Annotated in this window: 11 protein-coding genes, 1 tRNA gene, 3 rRNA genes, 1 other RNA gene and 1 other annotated feature; of the genes, 3 read left to right on the plus strand and 13 right to left on the minus strand. The window is 41.9% G+C overall.

Annotated elements, in window-relative coordinates; translation table 11 throughout:
* Positions 1-115: 115 nt before the first annotated feature.
* Positions 116-382: signal recognition particle sRNA large type (ffs, locus tag MKX96_RS00090), an RNA gene on the minus strand.
* 149 nt (positions 383-531) lie between these two features.
* Between ffs and MKX96_RS00095 the strand changes: the two genes are divergently transcribed.
* Positions 532-624, plus strand: a tRNA-Ser gene (locus MKX96_RS00095).
* Positions 625-860: 236 nt separating this feature from the next.
* Here the strand turns inward: MKX96_RS00095 and MKX96_RS00100 are convergent.
* The 3 genes from MKX96_RS00100 to MKX96_RS00110 all read right to left on the minus strand — a co-directional run bounded on the left by MKX96_RS00100 (position 861) and on the right by MKX96_RS00110 (position 3,411).
* Positions 861-1,535, minus strand: a complete 675-nt coding sequence (locus MKX96_RS00100; RefSeq protein WP_169361350.1) for a deoxynucleoside kinase — start codon at positions 1,533-1,535, stop codon at positions 861-863.
* A 1-nt stretch (position 1,536) separates the two neighbouring features.
* Positions 1,537-2,169, minus strand: a complete 633-nt coding sequence (locus MKX96_RS00105; protein WP_340881172.1) for a deoxynucleoside kinase — start codon at positions 2,167-2,169, stop codon at positions 1,537-1,539.
* Positions 2,170-2,274: 105 nt separating this feature from the next.
* Complete coding sequence (locus tag MKX96_RS00110; protein ID WP_340881175.1) at positions 2,275-3,411, minus strand: glycosyl hydrolase family 18 protein; 1,137 nt, start codon at positions 3,409-3,411, stop codon at positions 2,275-2,277.
* 76 nt (positions 3,412-3,487) lie between these two features.
* Between MKX96_RS00110 and tadA the strand changes: the two genes are divergently transcribed.
* Positions 3,488-3,964, plus strand: coding sequence for a tRNA adenosine(34) deaminase TadA (gene tadA / locus MKX96_RS00115; RefSeq protein WP_340881176.1), 477 nt, complete (start codon positions 3,488-3,490; stop codon positions 3,962-3,964).
* 215 nt (positions 3,965-4,179) lie between these two features.
* On the opposite strand, the gene serS is transcribed toward tadA, so the two are convergent.
* The 3 genes from serS to pdxS all read right to left on the minus strand — a co-directional run bounded on the left by serS (position 4,180) and on the right by pdxS (position 7,258).
* Entirely contained in the window at positions 4,180-5,454 is a 1,275-nt protein-coding gene (serS, locus tag MKX96_RS00120) for a serine--tRNA ligase (protein ID WP_169361354.1), read from the minus strand.
* An 82-nt stretch (positions 5,455-5,536) separates the two neighbouring features.
* Positions 5,537-5,748: a binding site (T-box leader), on the minus strand.
* Positions 5,749-5,772: 24 nt separating this feature from the next.
* Positions 5,773-6,366, minus strand: a complete 594-nt coding sequence (gene pdxT, locus MKX96_RS00125; RefSeq protein ID WP_340881178.1) for a pyridoxal 5'-phosphate synthase glutaminase subunit PdxT — start codon at positions 6,364-6,366, stop codon at positions 5,773-5,775.
* Position 6,367: 1 nt separating this feature from the next.
* The gene (gene pdxS, locus MKX96_RS00130) at positions 6,368-7,258 is read right to left on the minus strand and encodes a pyridoxal 5'-phosphate synthase lyase subunit PdxS (protein WP_169361356.1); all 891 of its coding nucleotides are present in this window, start codon (positions 7,256-7,258) and stop codon (positions 6,368-6,370) included.
* Between the two features lie 51 nt (positions 7,259-7,309).
* On the opposite strand from pdxS, the gene pdxR reads away from it, so the two are divergent.
* Positions 7,310-8,764, plus strand: coding sequence for a MocR-like pyridoxine biosynthesis transcription factor PdxR (pdxR, locus tag MKX96_RS00135; protein WP_340881181.1), 1,455 nt, complete (start codon positions 7,310-7,312; stop codon positions 8,762-8,764).
* Between the two features lie 62 nt (positions 8,765-8,826).
* Here pdxR and MKX96_RS00140 read toward each other — a convergent pair whose 3' ends face one another.
* The 6 genes from MKX96_RS00140 to MKX96_RS00165 all read right to left on the minus strand — a co-directional run bounded on the left by MKX96_RS00140 (position 8,827) and on the right by MKX96_RS00165 (position 18,994).
* Positions 8,827-10,137, minus strand: a complete 1,311-nt coding sequence (locus MKX96_RS00140) for a serine hydrolase (RefSeq protein ID WP_445678202.1) — start codon at positions 10,135-10,137, stop codon at positions 8,827-8,829.
* Between the two features lie 157 nt (positions 10,138-10,294).
* A complete protein-coding gene (guaB, locus tag MKX96_RS00145) occupies positions 10,295-11,761 on the minus strand; it encodes an IMP dehydrogenase (RefSeq protein WP_340881184.1) in 1,467 nt (488 codons plus the stop codon).
* An 839-nt stretch (positions 11,762-12,600) separates the two neighbouring features.
* Positions 12,601-12,716 (minus strand): 5S ribosomal RNA (rrf, locus tag MKX96_RS00150).
* A gap of 56 nt (positions 12,717-12,772) precedes the next feature.
* Positions 12,773-15,701 (minus strand): 23S ribosomal RNA (locus MKX96_RS00155).
* A gap of 205 nt (positions 15,702-15,906) precedes the next feature.
* Positions 15,907-17,460, minus strand: a 16S ribosomal RNA gene (locus MKX96_RS00160).
* Together the 16S, 23S and 5S rRNA genes form the textbook arrangement of a ribosomal RNA operon.
* Before the next feature lie 424 nt (positions 17,461-17,884).
* Positions 17,885-18,994 carry an HD-GYP domain-containing protein gene (locus MKX96_RS00165; protein WP_340881186.1) on the minus strand — a complete coding sequence of 370 codons (1,110 nt, stop codon included), beginning with the start codon at positions 18,992-18,994 and terminating at the stop codon, positions 17,885-17,887.
* Positions 18,995-19,112 lie beyond the last annotated feature (118 nt).

The following is a 19,112-nucleotide window of genomic DNA, read 5'->3' on the forward strand; positions in this document are numbered from 1 at the left end:
AGTATGGACTAATTATATCATAAAGAGAACTGTACTTCTGCTCCAAACTCTAATATAGACAAATAAAAAACTCATTCCTCCGAAGATGAATGAGTTTGAATTATATAATTTAAAGCCGTGCACCTTCCTTCGATTGATACACATAGGCGGCACCTTTGTCGTTAACTCAGTCTAGGCAACCCTGCGGCACATGAGAATGCACCACTTAATGCTGCTTCCTTCCGGACCTGACATGGTTCATGGGCTCCCATTGCGCAGGACCCAGACGTCAACATCACGTGCAAATACCAGACCCTACATATAAACAACCTCGAGAAGGGGTTCAGTCTCGCTAGAGCGGATTGCGAGTTACAAGACACCGCTACCTTCCCACCTAGCACGGCAATATTCAGTATAAGCTTTTTTCGTTGAGAAATCAATGGAAATATCCTTTTCCTCTTTTTCTATAACTCTATTCTAAAAAAAACACTATATTTTTTTCAAAAATGTTGACTTTGAATTTCATCCATGATAAATTAGTTCTTGTACTTCGGAGGAATACCCAAGTCTGGCTGAAGGGATCGGTCTTGAAAACCGACAGGCGGGTCATACCGCGCGGGGGTTCGAATCCCTCTTCCTCCTCCATTTTTTAACAACACACACGCATAAATTTGAGATTGAATTCGTTGCTTTTGTAACGAATTTTTCTTAGCCATACATGTTCAGAATATTAAGAAGTTGACTTTTTATGGGTCAGCTTCTTTTTTATTTTATGAATTGATTCATAATGATATCCTCAACATACTTAGTCGCCCCCAAGCTTTCCATTAATATCATCCTTTGTAACAAAAAAGCTTCCGCAATAAATGCGGAAGCTTTCATTATTTACGTAAGGTAATTGTCTGTGTTTGTTCCATAAAATGTCCAATTCTTTCAAGAATTAGCTCGACATCTTCAGGATTTTCTACGATATCATAATCATTAATGTTAAGGCGAAGCACCGGGCAACCATTAAATCCATCAATCCACTTTTCATAACGACCATGCATTTCTTCCCAATAAGCGATTGGCGTCTGCTGCTCCATCGGACGACCTCGTTCATGAATACGATCGATTACACTGTCCAGAGAGCCTTCTAAATAAATTAAAAGGTTAGGATGCGGGAAATACGGTGTCATCACCATTGCCTCGAATAGGCTTGTATATGTCTCATGATCGATTGGATCCATGGTTCCCTTTTCCTTGTGCATTTGAGCAAAAATGCCAGTATCCTCATAGATAGAACGATCCTGAATAAATCCCCCACCATATTCAAACATTCTCTTTTGTTCCTTAAATCTCTCTGCTAGGAAGTAAATCTGTAAATGAAAGCTCCATTTAGAGAAATCCTCGTAAAAACGGTCAAGATATGGGTTAGTATCTACTTTTTCAAACGAAGTCTTAAAATGTAATGCGTCAGCAAGCATTTTTGTCATAGTAGATTTCCCCACACCTACAGTTCCTGCAATAGTAATGACAGCATTGGCTGGGATGCCATACTTTTCTCTTAAGTTCATGTTATTTACTCCTTTTATGTAGTGTAGCACTTACTTTTTCTAAAATTATATTTAAATCCTGGCTGTTCTGTACAAAATCCATTTCATCACCGTTGAAACGAATAACAGGAACGTCTGGGTGCTTTGCTTCAAAGTCATCTATAAACATTCTATAGTCCGATGAAAGTTGCTCTAAATAGCTTGTACTAATTTTCTTTTCGAACTCTCTCCCACGTAAATCAATACGATTTTCTAACACGTCTATACTTGCATCTAAATAAATTACCATGTTCGGGATTGGCATATCCCTCGTTAAAATATGATAAATGGACTCGTATTTCTCATACTCGACCTCATTTAGGGAGCGTTTTGCAAAAATAAGATTTTTAAAAATATGATAATCCGCAACAACTGCTGTTTCGTTAGATAAGTATTTTTTTTCAATATCACTTAATTGCTTATAGCGATTACAAAGAAAGAACATTTCAGTTTGAAAGCTCCACTCTGCTATATCTTCATAGAATTTATTTAAAAAGGGGTTTTCGTCTACGATCTCTTTTAACAATTCAAATTGATATGTATTAGCAATTGCTTTGGCCAATGAGGTTTTACCAACACCTATTGGACCCTCTACCGTTATAAATGGAACAGACATATCTCTAACCTCACTCTAAAGTTTCAAGTCGTATCCTCTATTTTAGCATAGGGATATGATGAAAAATAGAGGATATTTGTCTTTCCAGAGAAAGACAAATACCCCCTATTTTTTCTTAATACGAAACATATCATTTAAAAGATACCAATTCTGAGGAAAATTGAAGCCACTATGCCAGTAGGAGATTCCTAAAAGGTTCAGTTCCTTTAAAAGATTGAACTTAGCCTGAATAGAACGAGCATCCTCGAACCACACTTCATGCTCTTTCCCGTCCCTCCAGTAATTAAAAAAAGGTGCCTGGGCAACTTCATCATATTCTATCGCGGCATTTCGATCGATTGCCAGTTGAACTGCTGCTTGGGCACTAATTGCTCTTGCAAATGGATTGCCTACTTTGTAGGGTAATGTCCAATCATAGCCGTACAGGTTTTGCCCCATCATAACCTTTTGTGAAGGTATTTCACTTATGGCATACTCTAAAACTTTTCTTACTGGACCTATTGGTGACACAGCCATCGGAGGTCCTCCACTATAGCCCCATTCATACGTCATAATGACGACGAAGTCTAACACCTCACCTAGAGCCTTATAGTCATGTCCTTCGTACCACTTACCAGGCTGGTTAGCACTTGTTTTTGGAGCTAAGCTTGCAGAAAAAATAAAGCTAGGAGCAAAAGCCCGAAACTCTTTTAAGAAAGTTACGTATTCATCCCGATCATCTGGATCTATATATTCAAAATCAGTATGAATATGATTCGTTCCTCTTCTATTAGCCTCAGCAACTGTCTCTTCAAATACTCTTTGCTTCACTTCCTCATTCGTAAAAATGGTATGAGCTAATGTGTCGCTAAAAGCACCTTCTTCAATATTGACTATTATAACAACTTCTTCCACGTTATTTGCCGCAGCAACTTCTGGCAACCTTCCCCAATCCATTTTAGTCAATGATCCATCTCTTTTAACTTCAAAAGCAAATGGCATCATGTAGGTTAATAGAGAGGCTACATTTTCTACTTGGCTAATAACTGTTTCAGATGGTGCCTCGGTATACCATTCCACATATAAATTGGTTTCAATCATTGGCCGATTTGGACTTGGAGTAGAGGGTAGGACTAATGATTGTCCAACGACCAATACATCCTGGTTCGGCAAGCCATTGATGGAAGCAATAGTAGCCGCACTAGTACCATTTTGTCTTGCAATAGAATATAAGCTATCACCTAACTTAACTGTATAAATCATCGCATCACTCCTTCAAATCAGAATATGCACGTTATCTACAAAACATGCTAAAATACGCGTAAGGAGTTGACTCCAAATGGATGAATATTATATGAATTTAGCAATTGAGGAAGCAAAAAAGGCTGCTGCCATAGGTGAGGTTCCGATCGGAGCTATTATCGTACATAAAAATGAGGTAATTGGGAGTGCCTACAATCTACGAGAAACGACCCAAAATGCAACGACACATGCAGAACTTCTGGCTATTCAAGAGGCATGTGCCAAAATTGGTAGCTGGAGACTCGAAGAAACAACCCTTTATGTTACTTTAGAGCCTTGCCCTATGTGTGCAGGAGCAATATTACAGTCACGTATCCCTCGAGTAGTATATGGTGCGAGAGACATGAAGGCAGGGTGTGTAGCCTCTCTGTATACGCTTTTAAATGATACTCGATTCAACCATGTCTGTGAGGTAACGGAAGGGGTTCTTGCGGAAACCTGTGGTAACTTACTAACGACTTTCTTTCGAGAGCTACGACTAAAGAAAAAGAACCAAAAACGCTTAGAACTCTAGGCGTTTTTGGTTCTTACTTTTATATCATTAAAAGTATCTTATAACGGATCATTTGCCTGTCGGGGCAGAGATAGGTGCTTGCGCTTTTCTTTTTGGCTAGCTCCAGCACCTTGTCCCTCGGGGTCAAATGAATAAAAGTTCTGGTGGCTGAAGAGCTGCCTCCTCACTTTTCCCCATTTGCCTGTCGGGGCAGACATAGGCGGTTCCGCTTTTCTTTATTTAATAATTGTTTTTCCGCCCATGTATGGTTGTAGGACCTCTGGGATTTTAACTGATCCATCTGGTTGCTGATAATTTTCTAGGATGGCAGCTACTGTGCGTCCGATTGCTAGTCCACTACCGTTTAATGTGTGTACAAACTCAGGTTTAGCACCCGGTTCTCTTCTAAAACGGATTCCAGCACGACGAGCTTGGAAGTCCTCGAAGTTACTGCATGAAGAAATTTCTTTATATTCGCCATAGCTTGGTAACCATACTTCAATATCATACTTCTTCGCTGCAGTGAATCCAAGATCTGCTGTGCACATACGTAGCACACGATATGGAAGTCCTAAAAGCTGAAGAACCTTTTCTGCATGTCCTGTTAGAAGGTCCAATTGCTCGTATGAATCCTCTGGTTTAACAAAACGTACCAGCTCAACTTTATTAAATTGATGCTGACGGATTAGCCCGCGTGTATCTCTACCTGCAGAACCAGCCTCTGAACGGAAACAAGCACTAAAAGCAGTAAAGGCTTGTGGAAGATCAGCTCCATCTAAAATTTCATCCCGGTAGAAGTTAGTTACTGGCACCTCAGCCGTTGGGATTAAGAAATAATCCTCCTCGTTAACTAAGAAAGCATCCTCTTCAAACTTTGGAAGCTGTCCAGTACCTGTTAGGCTCATACGGTTTGCCATATATGGTGGTAGCATTTCTTCATAGCCATGCTCTTCTGAATGAAGGTCCATCATGAAATTCCATAGCGCGCGCTCTAATCTTGCCCCTAAACCACGGTAAAAAGCAAAACGGCTTCCAGTTACTTTTGCAGCTCGTTCAAAGTCCACAATTTTTAAATCTGTGGCGATATCCCAATGAGCCTTTGTATCAAAGTTAAACGCAGGGACCTCTCCCCATTTACGAATTTCAACATTATCATCCTCAGAATCGCCAATTGGAACGTCATCATGTGGAATATTTGGAATGCGCATCATCATATATTCAAATTTTTCTTCTACCTGGCGTAGTTCTTCATCTAATGCTTTAATCTCATCGCCTACTTCACGCATGCGAGCGATTACATCATCAGCATTCTCTTTATTTCGTTTCATTTGTGAGATTTTTTGAGAAACCTCGTTTCTTTCTGCCTTTAGTACTTCTGTTTTTGCTATTAATTCTCTACGCTTTTGGTCTAAAGGAAGAAATTGATCGAACTCGGAGATATCTTCTCCACGCTTCGCAAGTTTAGCTTTCACTTCTTCATAATTATCACGTACAAATTTTACATCTAACATATGATTTCCTCCTCTTGATATTTTTGGCCTATTAACCAGATTTAAATTCATAAAAAACGACAAAAAAGCCCCCATCCCTTATAAAAGGGACGAGAGCTACCCGCGTTGCCACCCTGATTGATCTGACATCTCAGATCCACTTGTCTAATAACGGCTTTTCAACCGGCCACAGCTTACCTATTTTTCAGCTGCGCAACTCAAAGGACGGATTCACAAGCGCTTTTATCAGCTCCCACCAGCCGCTGACTCTCTAAAAAAAACTTACTTGCTACTACTTCCTATCATCGTTTTTTAAATCATGAAATTAACCATACTTTACTATAGGTTGACCGGTTTGGCAAGCGATTCCTGAACCATTTGTATAAAATAGGCAGTTATACGATGATCATTTGTTAATTCGGGATGAAAGGAGCATCCCAATATATGATTCTGTCTTGCCATTACGATTCGTTCTTCATGGGTAGCAAGAATTTCTACACTCTTATCTACTTCGACAATATGTGGAGCCCTTATAAAAATGGCTGGAAAATCAGTCGCTATCCCTTGAATATCTAAATTAGTTTCAAAGCTATCCACCTGACGACCGAAGGAATTTCTTGCGACAGTTGCTTGTAGCACACCAATATGATGTGTATCCTGACCTTGAATTTGCTTTGCTAATAATATTAGACCAGCACAAGTACCAAATATAGGCTTGCCTGAATCTGCAAACTGCTTTAAACAACCTAGTAAATCAAAACGGTCTATAAGCTTGCGCATTGCGGTACTTTCTCCACCAGGTAGGATTAAGCCATCTATTCCTTTCAAGTCTTCTTTTGTTTTAATCTTTACTGCTTTTGCTCCGCATTCCTCCACTGAACGGATATGTTCCGTAACAGCTCCTTGAAGAGCAAGCACTCCTATTGTGACCATCTTACCACCCTCGATCTTGCATACGCTCAGCAGTTGATAAACGAGAAATCTCTATTCCCTTCATAGGGATTCCTAAATCCTTTGAAATCTCCACTAATAATTTATAATCTTGATAATGAGTAGTTGCCTCTACAATAGCGCGAGCAAATTTCTCTGGATTATCGGATTTAAATATACCTGAACCGACAAACACTCCATCTGCTCCTAGCTCCATCATTAGTGCAGCATCTGCTGGAGTTGCAACTCCTCCTGCTGCGAAATTTACTACTGGTAATTTTCCTTTGTGCTTAATTTGCAATAAAATTTCATATGGTGCTCCAAGAATTTTTGCCTCTGTCATTAATTCATCCTCATCCATATGCACAATCTTTCTCACTTGGGCATTTACCTTACGCAAATGACGAACTGCTTCTACAATATTCCCTGTCCCAGGCTCCCCTTTTGTGCGAAGCATGGATGCACCTTCTCCTATACGTCGAGCAGCCTCTCCCAGGTCCTTACACCCACAAACAAATGGAACAGTAAACTCACTTTTTCGAAGGTGATACTCCTCATCCGCTGGGGTCAGTACTTCTGATTCGTCAATATAATCCACACCCATTGCTTCAAGCATTCTGGCTTCCGTGATGTGTCCAATACGCGCTTTAGCCATGACTGGAATCGTTACAGCACTCATTACCTCTTCCATTATGCGAGGATCGGCCATACGAGCCACTCCGCCCGCAGCACGAATATCAGATGGCACACGTTCTAATGCCATAACTGCCACGGCTCCTGCTGCCTCTGCAATACGAGCCTGCTCCGCATTAATAACATCCATTATAACTCCACCCTTTTGCATCTCAGCCATACCTCTTTTTACTAGCTCTGTTCCTGTCATATGTAAATTCATCCTATATACCTCCTAATTGTTATAAAATTTAGTATAATGGTATTTGACCATATGAAAAGTGCCAGAAACAATAAAATGAACATGGTCAGATTGGATGATACAATGGATTTTCTCATGCTTCCTTTAGAAAAGAACACAAATCTGCCATTATATGAACAATTATATAAATTTTTAAAAGATGCCATTGTGCAAGGTCATATTAAGGAAGGAGAAAAGCTTCCATCTAAAAGAAAGCTAGCTGAATACCTAGATCTAAGTCAAACAACGATCGAGCTTTCCTATAGTCAGCTTGTCGCAGAAGGATATATTAATTCGGAGCCAAGAAAAGGGTATTTTGTCCAAAACATAGAAGAGCTAGCTCTGATTGAAAAGGAAGATACTCCTGTTGGAAAAGAAGAGAAAGCTACTTCCTTCCATATAGACTTCTCACCGGGAAAGATAGATGAAGATTCTTTTCCTTTTACTCTTTGGAGAAAATACGCAAAAGAATTAGCTCATGAAGACCATAAAGATCTATTGCAGCTAGGACATCCTCAGGGAGACTATATACTAAGACAACAAATATCGTCCTATCTTTATCAATCCCGTGGTGTAAAAAGCAGACCAGAGCAAATTATTTTAGGATCAGGTACAGAACAACTCATGCCACTTCTCGTTCGTCTTCTTGGTGACAAAGCCGTTTATGGTTACGAAAATCCTGGGTATCCATTATCCCATCACCTTTTTTTAGAGAATGAGGAAAAGTCTGTTGCTGTTCCAGTAGACGAGGAAGGGTTAGTGGTGGAGGAGCTGGAGAAAACTAATACAACGGTTATGTATGTTACACCATCTCATCAATTTCCAACTGGTTCTGTTATGTCAGCCTCACGCAGAAGTCAACTGCTAGCATGGGCTTATCAGGAAGAGAAACGATATATTATTGAAGATGATTATGACAGTGAGTTTAGATATACAGGAAAACCAATACCTTCTTTACAAGGTATGGATCAAAACGACCGTGTAATTTACTTAAGCACATTTTCGAAGTCTCTCATGCCCTCCTTAAGGATTGCCTACGCTGTCCTTCCAAACACGCTTATAAAGCAATATAAGGACAAATACTATTATTATTCTGCTACTGTACCACGCATGGATCAGCATATACTTGCAAAATTTATGGAGGACGGTCACTTTGCAAAGCACTTAAATAAAATGCGTAAAATTTATAAAAGAAAGCTGGAAATTGTCACGAAGACACTTTCAGAGTATGAGCCTATTGTTAAACTTTCAGGGGAACAGGCAGGAATGCATCTTCTATTAACCATCCAGACAGATAGGAAGGAAGAGGAGCTTGTTTCTCTTGCCCAACAAGCTAACATTCAAATCTATGGTTTGCATAAGTATATAACCTCTCCCATTGACGAAACTGTTCCAAGGTTAGTTTTAGGTTTCGGTGGACTAGATTTTACAAATCTTTCGTCCTCCATACATGAACTTATGCGGGCAATCAAAATAGAGAAGTCATAACATCCATTGCAAACTAAAAGCACTGAAACCCATATAGAGTTTCAGTGCTTTTTTATAGAGATTTAAAATAAACCACCAACAAAATCTGTTGTACTATCCCATAATCCGCTAAAGAATTTGCCGATGCCTTGTAGCATTAAACTAAACCAACCTGCTTTTTCTACAGCTTCTGTTGTTACTACATCAACACTTCCTTGATCGCCAGTAATGTACCCATAATCAGTACCTTCAGATTTTTCAAGATGGACTTTTCCTACTACTGTGTCCTTCTTGACTTCTGCTTCTAGCTTGTCTTCTAATGGAGTGAAAACAGGCTTGTACAGATCTTTATCACTGGATTTGATCAGCATAGAGATAGGTTCTTTCACTGCAATTGCAACCGTATCTTCTTTTCCTTTATTTACTTTCAAAGTTTTATGACCAGGAATTTTATATCCTTCGGGTATTAGCTCTACTTTAGTAAATTGGGCAAAACCAAAATCAAATAACGCTCTAGTTGCGTCAAATCTAGCTTCATAACTTCCTTTTCCGTTAGCGTCTACTGCTTTCATGACTACAGCGATTACTCTCATACCGTTTCTTTCAGCAGTTCCGGTAAAGGAATGTCCTGCAAAATCTGTTGTTCCTGTTTTCAAACCATCTACGCCTTCATATTCGTAAACTAGTCCTGGTAGCATCCAGTTCCAGTTACTCATTTTGATAGCATCCGATGTGCCCTCGCGAAAAATTTTATGAGGAATCTTTGTTGTCTCTAACACTTCTGGATAGTCTTTCATCAGAAGATAAGCTAATTTTGCCACCGAGCTAGCAGGCATGACATTTTCATCTGTTGCTCCTGTGCTTGCCGGATGCATGCCTTGTAAATCTGCGTTGTTTAAGCCTGTTGAATTTACAAATTTATAGTTTTCTAAGCCCATTTCTGAAGCTTTTTCATTCATTAACTTCACAAAGTTTTCTTCAGTTCCAGCAATTGTTTCTGCTATTGCAATAGTTGCTGCATTGGCTGAATAGATTGCCATTGCTTCATATAATTCACGAATTGAATAAGTACCATCCTCGCGTAGAGGCACGTTACTTAGACGACGATCTTGAGAAATTTTATATGTATATTCATTTACTGAATATTGTTGTTCCCATGAAATTTTACCTTCTTCTATTGCTTCAAAAAGAAGATATTCGGTCATCATTTTTGTCATACTTGCAATTCCTAAAGCTGCATCTGCATTTTGCTCAAAAAGAATTTTTCCAGAATCAGCATCTACTAAGATTGCTGCATCAACATTTAAATTTAAACTTTCCTCTGCTTTTGTGTTAGTTGGCATTCCACCTACTAAAGACACAAGCAACATCGGAAGTACTAGCCACTTTACCATTGTTGTTTTCCAATATTTCTTCACTACTGTACCTCCACTTTTTCTATTATCAATGCTCATTTTATCATACTTTTTGAACTAGGTGCATAACACTTTAAAAAAGCACCCATTCGGCCTATATATAGACGTGAAATGGGTGCGAAAGTTTCTACTTATTTTAAGAGATAGAGTAGTTTGGTGCTTCTTTTGTTATTTGTACATCGTGTGGGTGACTTTCTCGTAGGCCAGCACCAGTCATGCGAATAAATTGTGCATTTTCTCGTAGGTCTTCTAAAGTACCTGTACCACAATACCCCATACCTGCTCGAACTCCACCAAGAAGCTGATGAATTGTATCAGAAAGTGGACCTTTGTATGGAAGACGACCTTCAATACCTTCTGGAACTAATTTCTTTGCATCCTCTTGGAAATAGCGATCCTTAGAACCTTTTTCCATTGCAGCAATAGAACCCATTCCTCGGTAAACTTTAAAACGTCTCCCTTGGAAAATCTCTGTTTCCCCTGGGCTTTCCGTAGTTCCAGCAAGTAGACTACCTAGCATAACTACATGTCCTCCAGCAGCTAAAGCTTTTACAATATCACCAGAGAATTTAATACCGCCATCGGCAATAATCGTTTTTCCAGCCTTGCGAGCTTCAGTAGCACAATCATAGATAGCTGTAATTTGTGGCACACCAACTCCTGCTACTACACGAGTAGTACAAATTGAACCTGGACCAATCCCGACTTTCACCACATCTGCACCAGCTTCGTATAAAGCCTTTGTAGCAGCACCAGTTGCGACATTTCCAGCAATAATATCTAAATCTGGATAGGTTGCTCTTATTTCCTTCACTACATCTATTACGCCCTTAGAATGTCCGTGAGCTGTATCAATAACAATTACATCTACCTGTGCAGCCACTAACTTTTGTACACGAATCATTGTATCACTTGTTACTCCAACTGCAGCTCCTACTAACAATCGACCGTGTTGATCCTTAGCAGCGTTAGGAAACTCAATTACTTTTTCAATGTCTTTAATAGTTATTAAGCCTTTAAGGATTCCGTTATCATCAACGATTGGTAATTTTTCTATTTTGTATTGTTGAAGGATTTTTTCAGCTTGTTCTAATGTAGTACCAACTGCAGCAGTCACTAACTGTTCTTTAGTCATTACTTCATTAATTGGTAAAGAATAATCTTGAATGAAACGTAGGTCACGATTCGTAATTATTCCAACTAGTTTTAGTTCTTCTTCATTATTTACTATAGGAACCCCAGAGATGCGGTATTTCCCCATTAAATGCTCTGCATCATAAACTTGATGAGTCGGTGTTAGATAAAAAGGATCCGTGATAACGCCATTCTCTGAACGTTTAACTGTTTCCACTTGTTCTGCTTGTTCCTCAATGCTCATGTTTTTATGAATAATTCCTAGTCCACCTTGGCGTGCCATAGCAATAGCCATTTTCGCCTCTGTAACAGTATCCATACCAGCACTGATCACCGGAATATTTAATTTGATTTTTGATGTTAAGTGTACTGATAAATTAATATCCTTTGGTAAAACCTCTGATTGAGCTGGAACTAATAAAACATCGTCGAATGTTAAACCTTCTTTTTGAAATTTCGATTCCCACATTACGCTGACTTCCTCCTCTATAATTAAATATTATTACAAGGTTATCAGCGGGCACATAGACTGTCAAGAATCGATAAATAATATATATATTCCGACTTTTCTTGCAATTATTTTATTACTTTGTCTATTAAAAGATTAAAAACTATTAAGTTGAAACTAGGTTTGAGTCCATAACACCTATTTTAATAGATAAATATATAAACTGAACTTTCTCTAAGAGTAATATCGATATTTATATGCTTTTAATTGATGTCTGCTCTGACAGACGCTTCCTGTGGCGTGAGCATTAGACCGCACAGGTGTGATGTATTATCTGCCTCACTATACCTGCTTGTGTCACTGCCTATTGGTAAGTATTTTACTGGTAGATTGCTATATATATCATTAATTTTTACCTATGTAATATTCTTATGAAAGTTTATTTGAAACTAGAAAATCGCAAAGAGCTTCTAAGCTATTCTCACATCTGTGGTTAGGGAGAGTGATAGCCTTCGGCTTGTTCCTTTAAAAATAAAAAGACCAAACAAAAAAGCCGCCACCGATTACTCGGTAACGACTTTCTTTGGTGCCCAGCGACGTCCTACTCTTGCAGGGGCGACCCTCCAACTACCATCGGCGGCTGCGAAACCAGATGGGCGGCAGATTTCTTCGTCAGCCGCAGTCGTTCGGTTCTCGCGTATGCCATACGCTCCGAGCCTCTCTTCCTTGCTTCCTCGAACTCTTTGCCCCTCCGGCTTCTCGCCTACTTGCTTAGGGAGAGAGTGCCTTCGGCTTTTTTTTTCATTTTAAACAAAACAAAAAAGCCGCCACCGATTACTCGGTGACGACTTCCTTTAGTTGCCCAGCGACGTCCTACTCTTGCAGGGGGAGACCCCCAACTACCATCGGCGCTGAAGAGCTTAACTTCCGTGTTCGGTATGGGAACGGGTGTGACCTCTTCGCCATCATCACTAGACTTTTGAGTTGTTCACTCAAAACTGGATAAAAGACATCATATTAGAAACAAACCATTTGGTTAAGTCCTCGATCGATTAGTATTCGTCAGCTGCACGTGTCGCCACGCTTCCACCCCGAACCTATCTACCTCATCGTCTTTGAGGGATCTTACTTACTTGCGTAATGGGAAATCTCATCTTGAGGGGGGCTTCGTGCTTAGATGCTTTCAGCACTTATCCCGTCCACACATAGCTACCCAGCGATGCCCTTGGCAGAACAACTGGTACACCAGCGGTGTGTCCATCCCGGTCCTCTCGTACTAAGGACAGCTCCTCTCAAATTTCCTACGCCCACGACGGATAGGGACCGAACTGTCTCACGACGTTCTGAACCCAGCTCGCGTACCGCTTTAATGGGCGAACAGCCCAACCCTTGGGACCGACTACAGCCCCAGGATGCGATGAGCCGACATCGAGGTGCCAAACCTCCCCGTCGATGTGGACTCTTGGGGGAGATAAGCCTGTTATCCCCGGGGTAGCTTTTATCCGTTGAGCGATGGCCCTTCCATGCGGAACCACCGGATCACTAAGCCCGTCTTTCGACCCTGCTCGACTTGTAGGTCTCGCAGTCAAGCTCCCTTCTGCCTTTACACTCTTCGAATGATTTCCAACCATTCTGAGGGAACCTTTGGGCGCCTCCGTTACACTTTAGGAGGCGACCGCCCCAGTCAAACTGCCCGCCTGACACTGTCTCCTACCCGGGTTACGGGTATGGGTTAGAATTTCAATACAACCAGGGTAGTATCCCACCGACGCCTCCTCCGAAGCTGGCGCTCCGGGCTCTAAGGCTCCTACCTATCCTGTACAAGTTGCACCAAAATTCAATATCAAGCTACAGTAAAGCTCCACGGGGTCTTTCCGTCCTGTCGCGGGTAACCTGCATCTTCACAGGTACTATAATTTCACCGAGTCTCTCGTTGAGACAGTGCCCAGATCGTTACGCCTTTCGTGCGGGTCGGAACTTACCCGACAAGGAATTTCGCTACCTTAGGACCGTTATAGTTACGGCCGCCGTTTACTGGGGCTTCAATTCGCACCTTCGCTTGCGCTAAGCACTCCTCTTAACCTTCCAGCACCGGGCAGGCGTCAGCCCCTATACTTCACCTTACGGTTTTGCAGAGACCTGTGTTTTTGCTAAACAGTCGCCTGGGCCTATTCACTGCGGCTCTTCTAGGCTATTCACCCAAAAGAGCACCCCTTCTCCCGAAGTTACGGGGTCATTTTGCCGAGTTCCTTAACGAGAGTTCTCTCGCTCACCTTAGGATTCTCTCCTCGACTACCTGTGTCGGTTTGCGGTACGGGCACCTCCCACCTCGTTAGAGGCTTTTCTTGGCAGTGTGAAATCAGGAACTCCGGACATACGTCCTTGCCATCACAGCTCAATGTTACAGAGTGCGGATTTGCCTACACTCACACCTCACTGCTTGGACGTGCATAACCAACAGCACGCTTACCCTATCCTACTGCGTCCCCCCATCACTCAAACGGTGGGGTGGTGGTACAGGAATATCAACCTGTTGTCCATCGTCTACGCCTATCGGCCTCGACTTAGGTCCCGACTAACCCTGAGCGGACGAGCCTTCCTCAGGAAACCTTAGTCATACGGTGGATGGGATTCTCACCCATCTTTCGCTACTCATACCGGCATTCTCACTTCTAAGCGCTCCACCAGTCCTTCCGGTCTGACTTCAACGCCCTTAGAACGCTCTCCTACCACTGATACCAAAGGTATCAATCCACAGCTTCGGTGATTTGTTTAGCCCCGATACATTTTCGGCGCAGCGTCACTCGACCAGTGAGCTATTACGCACTCTTTAAATGATGGCTGCTTCTAAGCCAACATCCTGGTTGTCTAAGCAACGCCACATCCTTTTCCACTTAACAAATACTTTGGGACCTTAGCTGGTGGTCTGGGCTGTTTCCCTCTTGACTACGGATCTTATCACTCGCAGTCTGACTCCCAAACATAAATCATTGGCATTCGGAGTTTGTCTGAATTCGGTAACCCGGGATGGGCCCCTAGTCCAAACAGTGCTCTACCTCCAAGATTCTAACGTTTGAGGCTAGCCCTAAAGCTATTTCGGAGAGAACCAGCTATCTCCAGGTTCGATTGGAATTTCTCCGCTACCCACACCTCATCCCCGCACTTTTCAACGTGCGTGGGTTCGGACCTCCAGTAAGTGTTACCTCACCTTCATCCTGGACATGGGTAGATCACCTGGTTTCGGGTCTACGACCACATACTCATTCGCCCTATTCAGACTCGCTTTCGCTGCGGCTCCGTCTTCTCAACTTAACCTCGCATGTAATCGTAACTCGCCGGTTCATTCTACAAAAGGCACGCCATCACCCGTTAACGGGCTTTGACTATTTGTAGGCACACGGTTTCAGGGTCTATTTCACTCCCCTTCCGGGGTGCTTTTCACCTTTCCCTCACGGTACTGGTTCACTATCGGTCACTAGGTAGTATTTAGCCTTGGGAGATGGTCCTCCCGGATTCCGACGGAATTTCACGTGTTCCGCCGTACTCAGGATACACTCTGGAGGGAATGAACTTTTGACTACGGGGCTTTTACCCTATCCTGCGGACCTTTCCAGGTCGCTTCGTCTAGCTCATTCTTTTGTAACTCCGTATAGAGTGTCCTACAACCCCAAGAGGCAAGCCTCTTGGTTTGGGCTCTTCCCGTTTCGCTCGCCGCTACTCAGGGAATCGAATTTTCTTTCTCTTCCTCCAGGTACTTAGATGTTTCAGTTCCCTGGGTGTGTCTCAGATGCGCTATGTATTCACGCAAATGTACTGCCCCATTACGGACAGTGGGTTTCCCCATTCGGAAATCTTCGGATCGAAGCTCACTTACAGCTCCCCGAAGCATATCGGTGTTAGTGCCGTCCTTCATCGACTCCTAGTGCCAAGGCATCCACCGTGCGCCCTTATTAACTTAACCTAAAAGTTAAAAGTACTACACTTGCAATCACGTAAGTGATCACAATTTGAATATCTTGCGTTTGTTTCTTTTTTTGATGTCGTTTTATCCAGTTTTCAAAGAACAAGTTAAAAAGCTTTAAATGCTCATATAGAATGAACATTCAAAACTGAACTGCAAAACGTTAAGATACAGATAAAGATCTGTATTCCGAATATATCCTTAGAAAGGAGGTGATCCAGCCGCACCTTCCGATACGGCTACCTTGTTACGACTTCACCCCAATCATCTGTCCCACCTTCGGCGGCTGGCTCCCAAAAGGGTTACCCCACCGACTTCGGGTGTTACAAACTCTCGTGGTGTGACGGGCGGTGTGTACAAGGCCCGGGAACGTATTCACCGTGGCATGCTGATCCACGATTACTAGCGATTCCGGCTTCATGTAGGCGAGTTGCAGCCTACAATCCGAACTGAGAACGGTTTTATGGGATTTGCTCACCCTCGCGGGGTTGCGACCCTCTGTACCGTCCATTGTAGCACGTGTGTAGCCCAGGTCATAAGGGGCATGATGATTTGACGTCATCCCCACCTTCCTCCGGTTTATCACCGGCAGTCACCTTAGAGTGCCCAACTGAATGCTGGCAACTAAGATCAAGGGTTGCGCTCGTTGCGGGACTTAACCCAACATCTCACGACACGAGCTGACGACAACCATGCACCACCTGTCACCGCTGTCCCCGAAGGGAAAAGCCTATCTCTAGGCCGGTCAGCGGGATGTCAAGACCTGGTAAGGTTCTTCGCGTTGCTTCGAATTAAACCACATGCTCCACCGCTTGTGCGGGCCCCCGTCAATTCCTTTGAGTTTCAGTCTTGCGACCGTACTCCCCAGGCGGAGTGCTTAATGCGTTAGCTGCAGCACTAAGGGGCGGAAACCCCCTAACACTTAGCACTCATCGTTTACGGCGTGGACTACCAGGGTATCTAATCCTGTTTGCTCCCCACGCTTTCGCGCCTCAGCGTCAGTTACAGACCAGAAAGCCGCCTTCGCCACTGGTGTTCCTCCAAATCTCTACGCATTTCACCGCTACACTTGGAATTCCGCTTTCCTCTTCTGTACTCAAGTCCCCCAGTTTCCAATGACCCTCCACGGTTGAGCCGTGGGCTTTCACATCAGACTTAAAGGACCGCCTGCGCGCGCTTTACGCCCAATAATTCCGGACAACGCTTGCCACCTACGTATTACCGCGGCTGCTGGCACGTAGTTAGCCGTGGCTTTCTAATGAGGTACCGTCAAGGTACGAGCAGTTACTCTCGTACTTGTTCTTCCCTCACAACAGAGTTTTACGATCCGAAAACCTTCTTCACTCACGCGGCGTTGCTCCATCAGACTTTCGTCCATTGTGGAAGATTCCCTACTGCTGCCTCCCGTAGGAGTCTGGGCCGTGTCTCAGTCCCAGTGTGGCCGATCACCCTCTCAGGTCGGCTACGCATCGTCGCCTTGGTGAGCCGTTACCTCACCAACTAGCTAATGCGCCGCGGGCCCATCCTGTAGTGACAGCCGAAACCGTCTTTTAACATTTCCTCATGTGAGGGAATGGATTATTCGGTATTAGCCCCGGTTTCCCGGAGTTATCCCAATCTACAGGGCAGGTTGCCCACGTGTTACTCACCCGTCCGCCGCTAAATCAGAAGAAGCAAGCTTCTTCATCATCCGCTCGACTTGCATGTATTAGGCACGCCGCCAGCGTTCGTCCTGAGCCAGGATCAAACTCTCCATAATAGAGAACTTAAAAAGCTCATTTTGTTTTGCTGGCATCATCATTAAATGATGTCAAAATTGTTTTGCGTCAATCAAGCCGAAGCTTGTTGATGCTGTATGTCTTAACGTTTTGCATGTTCAGTTTTCAATGTTCATTGTGTCGTTTGTTCCGACAGCTTTATTATCATATCAAATTCTTATCTTGTTGTCAACAACTTTATTCAAATTGTTTTTTTGCAAATAAGAATTAAAAATGAGAACTTGATTACTATACCATCCTTTGAACCTATTCGTCAATACTTTTTAAGAATAAACTTTAGAACTATTTAAAGTATGAGAATCACTTATATAAGTTCTAAGTGATTCTTCTATATAACAGCCGTTTTAAAAAGGTTCTAGTGCTTGAGTTACCTTCTTTAATTTAGAAGGGTACTTCATTATCTTATCAATTGATTACACTTTCAATATGCAAGGATCTCTTTCCTGCCAAATCAATTATATGGCCAGTTTCCAAGAGACGGATCATAGGTCTCATTGGAGAATCTCTATGAATAAAGATAATCTCTCCCAGTTCTCCATCTGACAATCTCACCTTTGTGGAAATAGGTAAGTCACAGACAAGCGAGATGAGAGCATTGACTACTTCTATATTATACTTACCAAACTCTTCTTCTTTAATCATCTCTAACACTTTAAAAGAGGAAGCTTTAGCCCGATATATTCGTTCTGATGTCATTGCATGATAAACATCAGCCACAGCTATAATCTGAGAGAATAGAGATATATTGTTCATTCTTTCTCCTTTTGGATAACCACTTCCATCTAATCTTTCATGGTGCTGAAAGATTGCTAGTTTCATCTCTGGCTTCAGTAAAGGACTATCTTTAATAGCTTGGAAGCTAAAAATAGTATGTTTTTTGATTTCGGAAAACTCATTTTCCGTAAGTGGCGTCTTTTTGTCTCGAATCTTATAGTTTACCTTGGCCATTCCAGCGTCAGCTAATAAGCCAGCAGTCGCTATTTGGTTGATAAGACCCGGCTCGTAACGAAGCTTTTTAGCAATAGCTCCCGATAATATGCCTACAGCTATAGAATGGTGAGCTACATATTTATCCATAGAAGAAAAACTATTTAAAAGAGAAAATATATGCTTCTCCTGCATCGCACGATCTACTAAAGGCATAACAATATTTCTTAGTTTTGCTACATCAACCTTAATTCCTGTTTCCCATGCAGTAAACTCTTTAAAGAAGTTATTTACTGCTTGGTTATATAAGGTATTAAAGTTTGTTTTATTCGATAAGGAGTTACTATTTTTCTGCTCATCTACTTGTTTTTTATTGTTTAACTCGAGAATTTCTTCTTCTGACCTATTAAAGATATTTTCAACAGAGATAGGTACTTTAATAATATTAAATGCTCTTAGTACCTCAATATGCTCCCTAGAAACTTTTGTATCTTTACGCACAACTGGGGACTTTGTATTCACAAACAGATCTTCGGCTATTATACTACCAATTCTAACCTCTTCTAGATTTTGTAAGATATATTCCATTTGTTACCCTGCTTTTTCTTTTATTTTCCTTAATTATACTAAATTCTATTGATTCTTGTATATGGGAATTCTATGTTTCTATAATTAATATAAATCGTATTTACACTTAGCTGCAGTT

Origin of the sequence: Psychrobacillus sp. FSL W7-1493 (genome assembly GCF_038004905.1) — a bacterium.
GTDB lineage: Bacteria > Bacillota > Bacilli > Bacillales_A > Planococcaceae > Psychrobacillus.

Excerpts from the sequence above, each read along its gene's own strand:
- MKX96_RS00100 (WP_169361350.1), bottom strand. The coding sequence starts at position 1,535 with ATGAACTTAAGAGAAAAGTATGGCATCCCAGCCAATGCTGTCATTACT.
- MKX96_RS00105 (WP_340881172.1), bottom strand. The coding sequence starts at position 2,169 with ATGTCTGTTCCATTTATAACGGTAGAGGGTCCAATAGGTGTTGGTAAA.
- pdxR (WP_340881181.1), top strand. The coding sequence starts at position 7,310 with ATGAAAAGTGCCAGAAACAATAAAATGAACATGGTCAGATTGGATGAT.
- pdxS (WP_169361356.1), bottom strand. The coding sequence starts at position 7,258 with ATGAATTTACATATGACAGGAACAGAGCTAGTAAAAAGAGGTATGGCT.
- guaB (WP_340881184.1), bottom strand. The coding sequence starts at position 11,761 with ATGTGGGAATCGAAATTTCAAAAAGAAGGTTTAACATTCGACGATGTT.
- tadA (WP_340881176.1), top strand. The coding sequence starts at position 3,488 with ATGGATGAATATTATATGAATTTAGCAATTGAGGAAGCAAAAAAGGCT.
- MKX96_RS00140 (WP_445678202.1), bottom strand. The coding sequence starts at position 10,137 with ATGGTAAAGTGGCTAGTACTTCCGATGTTGCTTGTGTCTTTAGTAGGT.
- MKX96_RS00110 (WP_340881175.1), bottom strand. The coding sequence starts at position 3,411 with ATGATTTATACAGTTAAGTTAGGTGATAGCTTATATTCTATTGCAAGA.
- MKX96_RS00165 (WP_340881186.1), bottom strand. The coding sequence starts at position 18,994 with ATGGAATATATCTTACAAAATCTAGAAGAGGTTAGAATTGGTAGTATA.
- pdxT (WP_340881178.1), bottom strand. The coding sequence starts at position 6,366 with ATGGTCACAATAGGAGTGCTTGCTCTTCAAGGAGCTGTTACGGAACAT.
- serS (WP_169361354.1), bottom strand. The coding sequence starts at position 5,454 with ATGTTAGATGTAAAATTTGTACGTGATAATTATGAAGAAGTGAAAGCT.